The organism is Shewanella sp. 3_MG-2023, assembly GCF_030548765.1.
In the GTDB taxonomy this organism is placed as follows: domain Bacteria; phylum Pseudomonadota; class Gammaproteobacteria; order Enterobacterales; family Shewanellaceae; genus Shewanella.
In genome coordinates, this window is the sequence record NZ_JAUOSH010000003.1 from 25,309 (window position 1) to 36,033 (window position 10,725).

Genomic DNA, 10,725 nt, shown 5'->3' on the forward strand with positions numbered 1-10,725 from the left:
TTAAGAATAACTGGGGCGCATGAGCGCCCCATAACGGTCTTAGCGAATACCTGCGCGACGCAGCGCATCAGGTGTGAAATTAGCTTCAGAAAGCTTGGCATCAAAATTATACATGCGGCCTTCGTTGTCTAATCCCATTGCTAAGTAGCGACGAGATTGTAAATCGTGGAAAATTTCTAACGTACTCCAATGAGTCGGAACTTCATAGTAGTTGATAGAATGTGCTGTACCTACACGATAAAGCTCATCACGGTTATCATACATATCGGTTAACGATACTTGCCATGAATCTTCATCGATATAGAAAACACGGGTTTTATAAATATGACGCATACCATCTTTAAGGGTTGCTTTTACTTCCCAAACACGGTGTTTTTCCCAACGAGCATACTCAGGATTGATATGACCAGGTTTTAATATTTGATCATATTTAAGTGCATCAGAATGAAGTTTGTAATCATTGTAAGGAATATAAACTTCTTTCTTACCAACGAGTTCCCAGTTATAACGCACTGGCGAGCCGTTGAACATGTCAAAATCATCTGTGGTTCTTAGACCATCTGAAACAGTACCCGGCGTATCAAAAGCAACATTTGGCGCTTTACGCACGCGGCGTTGGCCAGTGTTATAAGTCCATGCTTGACGAGGTAATGCTTCTTGATCCATGGTTTCTTTAACTAACAATGCAGTACCAGCAAGACGTGCAGGCTGACGAACAACTTGTTTAAAGAAAAACAAGGTATTCGTTTCAGCGAGTTTATCTAGCGTGATCTCTGGACGGCTATATTCAAAACGGATCTCTTCAGCGGTTTCGATCAAGGTGTAAGCGCCACCTTTTGTAGGTGAAGCTTGGCTACGATACGTTTCCACATCAACACCGCGATAACGCAAGATATGGTTCCAAATCACCTCTAAACCAGTTGATGGAATAGGAAATGGTACACCAATAGATGCCCCACTCACGCCATTACCATTTGAAACTAATTCAGCGTTTAACGCATTCGCTTTAGTGGCTTCGTAAACATACTGAGGAACAGACGCAGTACGACGAGTCTCATAGACATTCATTTTGTAGGTATCTGGATAAAGCTCAAATAACTTCACCTGACCCGGTGTTAAAAACTCAGCATATTGTGCTTTGTTAGCATTGGTAATAGTAAATAACACTTTATCGTTTGGAAAAGGGTCTGGATGATGCATGCCCTTCTCATACCCAGCTGGTGCTGATGTAATCCCCTTATCCCATGCAGGGATAGAGCCATCAGCATTAGCTGCCATAACTGCCCCTAAAGGGGTTAATTCAGTACCTAATTTTGCAGCTTCGGCTTCTGATACTTTCGCCATCGCTACTGGTGCAGTCAGCGATAACATGACAGCAGCCGATAATATCGTCAGTTTCTTCATTATTATTATCCTTTTAGATCGAATACTTGACGTTGAAAGAGACATAATCTCTATCAGTCATTGCATTAGTTGTGCCTACGCCACCAAAGAAGCTGTTATAGGACACATCTGCCCCCCAGCGACTGCGATAGTCAAAGTTTAGACCAACAGCCACAGACTTACGCCCTTCAGTAAATAAGAACATTGGATCTGGTGTAATACCGTCAACATCGTGAGAGAAAATCACCCGCGGTGACATATTCACACCGGCAAAGACATTGTTAAAGTCAGCCTTAGCCACTAAACGATATCCCCAAGCAAAATCAGTAGGGAACGGATTAGTTTCAGGACCATCATGCAGTGCTTCGATAATGCCTGGCATATCAGGATTGCCACCTGAACGTGCTGTTCCTGGTCCATTTAAACGTAGCTCATCAAATCCTGGCATGTCATGGATCCACACGCCGCCAACCTCAGCGAGCATCACTAAATTATCTGTCCCCCAAGTTGGACCAAATAAATGGGTTAAAGTGAACTGAGCTTGAGTGGTATCAGATAAAATGAAACCATCAATAGTCTCACCGGGCTGTACGCCTTCGATTTGCGATAGGCCTTCTAGATCAGGACGAAGTCCTGCATTTGCAAGCTGCTCAGGCATACCAGCAAATAACAATTCAACATCATCAATTTGTAAAGGCTCATCAATACGATGAGATACTTCACCAGCTACTGAGGTGTCGCCCACTAAAGTGTTAAAACTTGCGCCATATAATTGAATATCTTCAGGGTAAACAATTTGTGCTTTAGTAAATGTTTCCATGCTTAGCATAAGTTCGCGGTCAATTTCACCGCCACTTGCAGCTAAACGGCCATAATCACGAGCCACAGCTTCACTGGTAAAGTTTGATGCTGTACCACTGATGATAGGGCGGCGACTATGGTAATTCATGTAATACAAGCCAAATTCAGTTTCACCGAAATTAGGCGCGTAATAACCTAGTTTGATACCATATTGGCCATCATCTGCAGGCTCTTCTTCATCCTGAATTAACGCAACTTTAGTTGCGTATGGCACCATATAAGCAGCGAATGCAGGGTCAAAATTAGCTGCAGCAGCTGCACCATAAAGTGAAGCATATTCAGACATTAAGAATTCAAGATTAATATCAGGGTTAGCGTTGAAGCCCAATTGTGCATTTTGGCTATAACCGCCAAAACCAGCAAAATCGTTTGTCGCGAAGTTAGAACCAGGTGTTGGTACCCAAATTGGCTCCCAATCATATTGGTAATAAGCTTCAACGTTTAAATTTTCAGTTAGACCTAATGAAGCCCACACCATGCCTTGCGGACGAAATGCTTCTTTAAGCTCGGCACCCGGTGCATTGAGAATATTTAAATCGACTGGGTTAATCACACCAATACCATGAGGTATTAAGGTGCTTTCCCCCCAAGATACAACTTGGTTACCCACACGGACTGATAATGGGTTTTTGCCATCATTTAAATCGAAATTACCGTATACAAAAGCATCTAATAAGCGAATGTCTTTACATTGCACTTCTGATGCGCGGCTATCTTCACACGGATCAAATTCTTTGCCAGTTAGCGGGTCATTAAAGTCATAATCACCATCGCTGATTTTAGTATCGTAGAAGTACATACCACGAACAAACAAACCGAAATTTTTATACTCTAGTGACAGTTCATGCAAGCCTTTGAAACGTTCAGAGGTGGTATCCCCTTTCGAATACAGTAGGTTACTCAGGTCGTTGTTACTTGAGTAAGAACCTGCTTGGTCCCAAATTTGAGCCGTAGGATAGATGGGTGTTTCGCCAAAAGCCCCACCAAAGGCAGAGTAATTAGACCAATCCATTTGAGGTTGGTTGACCTTACCGATCTGTCCTTCCCAATCTCTATCAGACACACGCCAGCTAGCTCCGACAGTCCAAGTAGAATCGAAAGTACCGCGTACTTCTCCCCAATCAAATGAAACAGCATTAACGCTACTGCTCATCCCCAAAGTTAATGCCGACACCACCCCCAAAGCGAGTGCCGACTTGTTAAAGCGTCTTTTAACAATATTCATTTTGCTTCTCTCCGTAACCTGCCGGATTCGTTGTTATAGGATTTAAACCAACATTTTGTTAGCCTACAGGTAACACCATTGTTACAGCAATTAACATGGTTCGGCAAGTTCAAAAAAAAGAAAATTTATGAATGAATTGGTGCAGTTAGATGATTTTATGGGTAAAAAAAGTCAGACTGATTTGAATTGAATGGCTTAAATATATGAGCCGTGAGTAATTTTTAAATGTAATTGTTAACTTTCAATAAGTTAGAGGTGATAATTCCAGCTAATTTAACACTCTCTAATCAATCGACCGTTTGAAGTAAATACTCTAAATCTTGTTTAGTGAAATGAAATTACCTGAGGTATTGAGGTGTAAAATGAAACTGCCATGGATGCCTGAGGCCGTTACAAATGGTCTGAAATACTTACCATTTATATGTAATACTTTGCCGTTACGGTCTAGAACTTCGACGTTTTTTACCACGCCCTGGTAAAAAGGCAAAAAATCATTAAAGCTTACATATATTGAAAAATAAAATTCCATGATGACTCGGTAAAACCCTATAAAAAAGCCCACAACAATTAATTAAATCCTTGTGGGCGTTAATTGTTAAAATGATAGTTAAGCTTGCTCTAACGCCTTTTCAACTTTCTCGAATAAATCTTTAGATAAATTCGGTAATGCTTTCAATCGCAGTAACGATGCTTTCATTAGTTGCTGACGGTTTTCGTCAAACTTGCTGAATTGAATAAGCGGAGTGATCATTCTTGCCGCTATTTGTGGGTTTAACTCGTTAAGCTTGATCAGTACATCAGTTAGATACTGGTAACCTTTACCTGCTGCATCATGGAATTGATAGGTATTCGCGGCCACGAAAAATCCAATCAGTGAGCGTACACGGTTAGGGTTATTGAAACTAAAACTTTCATGATCAGTCAGCCCTTTAATAACGTCCAGCACATCTGCGGTATTTTGCGAGGCTTGTAAGCTAAACCATTTATCCATCACTAGCGGCGTATTTAGCCACTTTTGCTCAAAATCCTTCATTAAGTGCTGCTGACAATTCAGCTGACCCGATACCGCTGCTTTTAAAGCACCTAAGCTATCTGTCATATTAGCAGCTTGCTGATATTGATTAATCACTAAATCTTCATACTCTGAAGACACTTTAGACAATAAGCTTAAACAAATATTCTTAAATGCACGACTTGCTGCATCGTCTTCATTTACCAAACTGCGATAGCGCGTTACAAGTTCATCTAAACAAGACTCTGCAATTTCATTAACCACAAACTCTCTTGCTGCCGCTAAGGCATCTAAGTTCACTGACTCAACTTGTTCAATTAATGCTGCTGCACTTGGGAATGCCAAAATCTCAGCCACTAGCGCTTTATCGATGCTTTCATCGAGGATAATTCCTCTAACAGCTTCAATGACTCTGGCATCTAAATGCATCGTTTCTTTCGCTTCAAGACTGGCGACGTTTTGCCACACGGCTTGGCTAAATAACCCAACAGATGCTTCCCAGCGAGCCACTTCGCTTGATGCGTAGCGCGTTAAGTGCACTAACTGATCAACATTAAATTGATAATCAAGTCTTACTGGCGCTGAAAAGTCTTGTAATAATGATGGAATTGGCGCTGACGCAATATTGTCAAACACAAAGGTTTCCTGTGCTTGTTTTACATCTAACACGGTATTAGCAACTGACTGACCTTGAGTATCGAGTAGCTCAATGCTGAACGGGATATGTAATACCTCCCCTGCAACACCGTTAGACATCACAGATTGTGCAACAGTCAGTGAATATTGCTTAGTCGCAGCATTATAGTGATCTGTTACTTTAATTACAGGCGTACCCGCTTGCCTATACCAGCGTCTAAATTGAGACAAATCGATTCCGCTTGCTGTTTCCATCGCGTTGACAAAGTCATCGCAGGTTACAGCTTGACCATCATGACGCTCAAAATAACACTTCATTCCTAGCTGGAATTTAGCTTCACCTAAAATGGTGTGCATCATGCGAATGACTTCTGCGCCTTTGTTATAAACGGTCACGGTATAGAAGTTATTCATTTCAATGACAGATTCAGGGCGAATAGGATGTGACATAGGTCCAGCATCTTCGGCAAACTGTTGATTTTTCATGACACGAATAGCTTGAATGCGGTTAACAGCGCGAGAACCTAAATCGGAACTAAATTCTTGATCTCTAAATACCGTGAGCCCTTCTTTAAGGCTTAATTGGAACCAATCACGACAAGTCACTCGGTTACCTGTCCAGTTATGGAAATACTCATGCCCAACAACGGATTCAATGCCATGATAGTCTTCATCTGTCGCGCTGGCGGTATCTGCTAATACATACTTGGTATTAAATACATTGAGGCCTTTATTTTCCATTGCACCCATGTTAAAAAAATCTACCGCGACTATCATGTAGATATCTAAGTCATACTCTAAATCAAAACGCGACTCATCCCATGCCATCGACTTTTGCAATGACACCATGGCGTGGTTGGCTTTATGTAAATGACCTTTATCCACAAATACTTGTAGCTTTACTTCTCTTCCACTACGGGTGATAAATTTATCTTCTAATAAATCAAAATCGCCTGCAACTAACGCAAATAAGTAGCTCGGTTTTGGGAAAGGATCTTGCCAACGAACAAAGTGGCGACTTTCATCAGCACAAGTGCCCTGCTCGACTAAATTACCATTACTCAATAAAAACGGAAACGCTGCTTTATCTGCTTCGATTCTGACACTGTAAATAGCTAAAACATCTGGGCGGTCGAGGAAATAAGTAATACGTCTGAAGCCTTCTGCTTCACACTGAGTGCAATAAGCGCCATCAGACATATACAAACCTTCAAGGCTTGAATTCGCTTCAGGGTCTTGTTTAGTAACAACCGTTAATTCAAAGTCTGTTAGCTCTGTGTCAATGATAAGCTGGTTATTTTCTGTTTTATAGTTAGCTTTGTGGCCATTAATTAACACTGACGTTAACTGAATTTGTTCACCAACTAAATGCAGCGCTTCTTTGTGCTCGCCAACTCTTTGGATTTTACTCTTTGCAACGACCTGAGTTTCTGCACCATTTAAATCAAAATCTAGCGCTATATGGCTAATGGTAAATAAAGGTGATTTATAATCTTTAAGATGTTTTGCTTGTGCTTGAGTCATAGGTAATCCTTGAATAACACTGCTCTTGTTAGAGCTAAAATTTACTTAATAAAAAACGCGCTAAAAGCGCGTTTTTTTGGCACGAAATAAAGTTTACTTCACTGCGAGTTTCTTTGCATCAACCATGTCTAAAGTGATTAATGCTGTTTCTTCTAAGAAAGCATCTGGCTCAACTAACTCATCTTCAGCTTCTTCATCACTTGCTTGTGCAACTTCAGTTGCCTCAGTGTTAGTATCTGCACTGTCTTCGATTTCTTCATCGTCATCTAAAGAGGCTAACGGCTCTAAACCATTTTTAACACGACGTTCATTAGTTCTATCAAGTAAACGTTTATCATCATCTTCACGTGAAGCGATTCGCTCACTTTCAACTAATGAAATGGTTTTATCATCGTGGTGCTTCTTAAACTCAGCGATATCTTCAAAGATATAGCCAAACTCAACATCTGCTTTAATACGCTGCTGATGCTTTTCGTCAAGCTTAGTCACTAACTCTGGTTTGATATTGCCTAAGGTGCCGTATTGCGCGACAGGCACCTTGTCCCATGGCAGTGCATTCTTTTCTTCAGATTCACCGTATTCACCCGGCTCTAATGCACTTGGGAACATAATATCGGGTGTCACACCTTTAAGCTGGGTACTGCCACCATTAATGCGATAAAACTTAGCAATGGTGTATTGCACATGACCAATAGGTTTTTCGTACATATCATAAATTCTGCCAAGGCTCTTGTGCTGCTGCACAGTACCTTTACCAAAACTGGCTTCACCTACAATTAAGGCTCTATCGTAATCTTGCAATGCCGCTGCAAAAATTTCAGACGCTGATGCACTATAACGATCAACCATGACAGTTAATGGGCCATCATATGCGCTCTTGCCATCATTATCGCGGTTTTGAGTAACACGGCCATTTGCATCGCGAATTTGAACCACTGGGCCCATATCAATAAACAAACCCGTTAATAATGTGGCTTCAGTTAACGCTCCGCCGCCGTTACGACGTAAATCAATGATAACGCCTTCAACGTTTTGTTCTTTTAATTTAGCCAGTTCTTTTTCTACATCAACAGATAAGTTCATGTAAAAGCCTGGGATTTGAATGACACCGACTTTACGGTTGGCGTATTCACCTTCAGTTGGCTCAACGACTTTTGACGTTGCAGCGCGATCTTCTAGTCGAATTTTATCGCGGATAATGGTCACTTCAAATGCTTTTGCATTGGCGCCACCTTTTTTAGGTAAAATTTGTAAGTTAACTTCACTGCCTTTTGGGCCTTTAATTAACTCTACAACATCATCTAAACGCCAACCGATAACATCGACTATCTCACCGTCTTTTTGGCCTACACCAATAATTTTATCTTCAGGTGATAATTTTTCACTGGTAGCAGCGGGGCCACCAGCAACTAAACTTTTAATGACTGTGTAATCATCATCCATTTGTAAAACTGCACCAATACCTTCAAGGCTCAGGTTCATTTCCATTTGGAAACGTTCAGCATTACGGGGAGATAAATAACTCGTATGGGGTTCTACAGTACGCGCAAAGGCATTCATCACACCTTGGAATACATCTTCACTTTGAGTTTGGCTTAAACGCTTGATGGCATTGTTATAGCGCTTGCCTAATACTTCGACGGTTTCTTTCCAATCTTTACCAGCAAGTTTTAGATTCAGTGCGTCATATTTAACTCGTTGACGCCATAGCTCATTGAGCTCAGCTTCATCTTTTGGCCAAGCAGCTTCTTCACGATCAAACTCGTAAGCATCGCCGGCTTCGGTAAAGTCGAATTCTTTATCAAGTAAAGTAAGCGCATAAGCAAAACGTTCATAACGACGTTTTTGCACTAAGGAGTACATATCAAAGGCGGGTTCGATATTGCCAGATTTGACCATATCGTCAAACGAATGCTGATACTGTTTAAAAGTATCAACATCAGCTTGAGTTAGAACATTGCGACGAAAATCAAGTTGTTGCAAATATCTTTCGTAAATCAACTCAGAAAAAGCATCATCAAGTTCAAAGCGATGATAGTGAGAACGAGTAAATAAATTCGTTACCCTTTTACTCGCAACCTTGTGTTGAGGCTCTTGCTCAAGTTTAGGTAACTCGTTGATTTGAATCGTTGGTGTTATTGCCCAAGCCGAAAAACCGACAAATAAAGTGGCAATCGACGCAGCCAAAGTGAGTTTTCGCATCAACAAGTTACTCCTTAAATGATCACGATAATAAAATATGCTCTGCACGAACTTTTACGATTAATCCAGTATCAAGCTGTACATGGATATCTTCTTTCTTGATGTCAGTGATAACACCAGGTACAGGGTTTTGCCCTAACTTGACACTAACACGTTGTTTTTGCTTAAGCTCGTCAAATTTAGCAGCAACATAATTAATTTTAGGTGCGGCAGGTTTTGCAGGCTTAGCTGGACGTTCTTTTTTAACCGGTGCTTTTGCAGCAGGTTTTCTTGCTGGCTTTTTAGGGGCCGCTTTAGCCGCTACAGCTTGACGCTTAGCTTTGGCTTTTTCTTGACCTTCTTTCAACGTTTGTTGAGCGTGGTCAATATGTTCTTGCTCCAATTCGCCACAATCTTGACCGTCAAGATCGATACGTTGAACACCCGCTTTAACGCCTTTCAAGTAGCGCCAGCTGCTTGTATAACGTCTAAGTGCTACACGTAATTGTGTTTTACTTACTTTAGAATCATCAGCCAACCTAGCAGCTAAATCTTGAAACAACCCAATTTTTAATGGCTTAGTTTCACCTTCTGCAATAAAGCATAAAGGAAATGTTTCATATAAATACGCTAAAACTGCGTTGGTGTCGGTCAACTTGTCTGTTGATTCCATTTTTACTTCCACGTTATAAAAGGGACTGAGTCTCAGCTTTCTTTGCGAGTACAGTCGTTTATCTTTCGTTAAACAGATCTTGCTTAACGTTCAAATTAGCACTTCTTATTCGATTGCTAAAGCAATTGAAACATGCTTTAACAAATTAACTCACTTAGCTGTAATTTTACAGTAAATAAATTTTATCCATAGCAATGCGCGCTGTTCGGTATTATAAAGCTCATGGCAGCGATTGCGACCCGCAATTTGCTATATTTGGTCGCTAATTAAGCAAATAGGCAAGATTCAAAGCTTTTTACTAGCATTTCTAAGCCTTTTCTATCGTCTGTATCAAAACGATTCAATGATGGGCTATCAATATCTAATACCGCAACTACGTCATTGCCTTGGCGAACAGGGACTACAATTTCAGAATTACTGGCAGCATCACAGGCAATATGTCCTGCAAATTGATGCACATCTGCCACTAATTGTGTTTCATCATTTGCCGCTGCTGTGCCGCATACACCTTTACCGATCACAATACGTGTACAAGCAACTTTTCCTTGAAACGGACCAAGAACGAGTTGTTCTTCACGCTTAATATAGAAGCCAACCCAATTTATATCATCTAAGTTGTCATTTAATAACGCTGAAAAGTTTGCCATTCCTGCAATAAGGTCGTCTTCACCGGTCATTAATGCCAGTACTTGGCGGTTTAATGTGTCATAAAACTCAGCTTTCATTTTCCATCCTAAGTGAGGTTTTTATTATTCTGCAGCCGCTTTTTTAGTGGCTTTTTTGTTTGCTGTTTTGGGTGTAGCCGCTTTAGGCTTTACGATCCCTTTTAATAAATTTGCAAGTTCATCCTTGTTAGATGCAAGATAAAAAGCAAGTTTTTCGACACTATTTTCCTCTATTTCCAGCTCAGCGCCAGAAATAAAAGGCACTAAGTTATCCGCAATGTCGAGCATTTTGTCGTAGGCGTCAGCTTCTTTCTTAGATGTAAACGTCATCTTCTCAACCCCTTCTCTTACCACGACAAACTTTGTTATTACAGCCATGATTAACCTCTTACTGTTTTTATATACAGTGCATAGAGTGTCATAGAACTAACTTCTGATGCAAGTATTCTGATTATTCTGGTATTATTAGGTTTTATTGTAACTTGATAAATAATATTTCCACTGTGTTTTTAATCAAAACAAAGCGTTTTTTATTATTTTATTGCTCATTAATATTTCACTACAT

The 10,725-nt window shown here is 40.6% G+C and carries 8 protein-coding genes; all 8 read right to left on the minus strand.

The features are described 5' to 3' along the window. Positions 1-39: 39 nt before the first annotated feature. The 8 genes from Q4591_RS02365 to Q4591_RS02400 all read right to left on the minus strand — a co-directional run bounded on the left by Q4591_RS02365 (position 40) and on the right by Q4591_RS02400 (position 10,538). Positions 40-1,404: a DUF1329 domain-containing protein gene (locus Q4591_RS02365; RefSeq protein WP_303459195.1), complete on the minus strand. Its 1,365-nt coding sequence runs from the start codon at positions 1,402-1,404 to the stop codon at positions 40-42. 13 nt (positions 1,405-1,417) lie between these two features. Beyond that, positions 1,418-3,469 carry a DUF1302 domain-containing protein gene (locus tag Q4591_RS02370; RefSeq protein WP_102477259.1) on the minus strand — a complete coding sequence of 684 codons (2,052 nt, stop codon included), beginning with the start codon at positions 3,467-3,469 and terminating at the stop codon, positions 1,418-1,420. A gap of 313 nt (positions 3,470-3,782) precedes the next feature. Continuing rightward, positions 3,783-3,998, minus strand: coding sequence for a DUF2835 domain-containing protein (locus Q4591_RS02375; protein WP_102437823.1), 216 nt, complete (start codon positions 3,996-3,998; stop codon positions 3,783-3,785). Between the two features lie 78 nt (positions 3,999-4,076). After that, complete coding sequence (gene pepN, locus Q4591_RS02380) at positions 4,077-6,641, minus strand: aminopeptidase N (RefSeq protein WP_303459199.1); 2,565 nt, start codon at positions 6,639-6,641, stop codon at positions 4,077-4,079. A gap of 93 nt (positions 6,642-6,734) precedes the next feature. Continuing rightward, positions 6,735-8,843: a carboxy terminal-processing peptidase gene (prc, locus tag Q4591_RS02385; RefSeq protein WP_303459201.1), complete on the minus strand. Its 2,109-nt coding sequence runs from the start codon at positions 8,841-8,843 to the stop codon at positions 6,735-6,737. A gap of 22 nt (positions 8,844-8,865) precedes the next feature. Beyond that, positions 8,866-9,495, minus strand: coding sequence for an RNA chaperone ProQ (proQ, locus tag Q4591_RS02390; protein WP_303459203.1), 630 nt, complete (start codon positions 9,493-9,495; stop codon positions 8,866-8,868). 266 nt (positions 9,496-9,761) lie between these two features. Further along, positions 9,762-10,220 carry a GAF domain-containing protein gene (locus tag Q4591_RS02395; RefSeq protein WP_102437831.1) on the minus strand — a complete coding sequence of 153 codons (459 nt, stop codon included), beginning with the start codon at positions 10,218-10,220 and terminating at the stop codon, positions 9,762-9,764. A gap of 24 nt (positions 10,221-10,244) precedes the next feature. Further along, entirely contained in the window at positions 10,245-10,538 is a 294-nt protein-coding gene (locus tag Q4591_RS02400) for a YebG family protein (RefSeq protein WP_102437833.1), read from the minus strand. Positions 10,539-10,725: the final 187 nt, after the last annotated feature.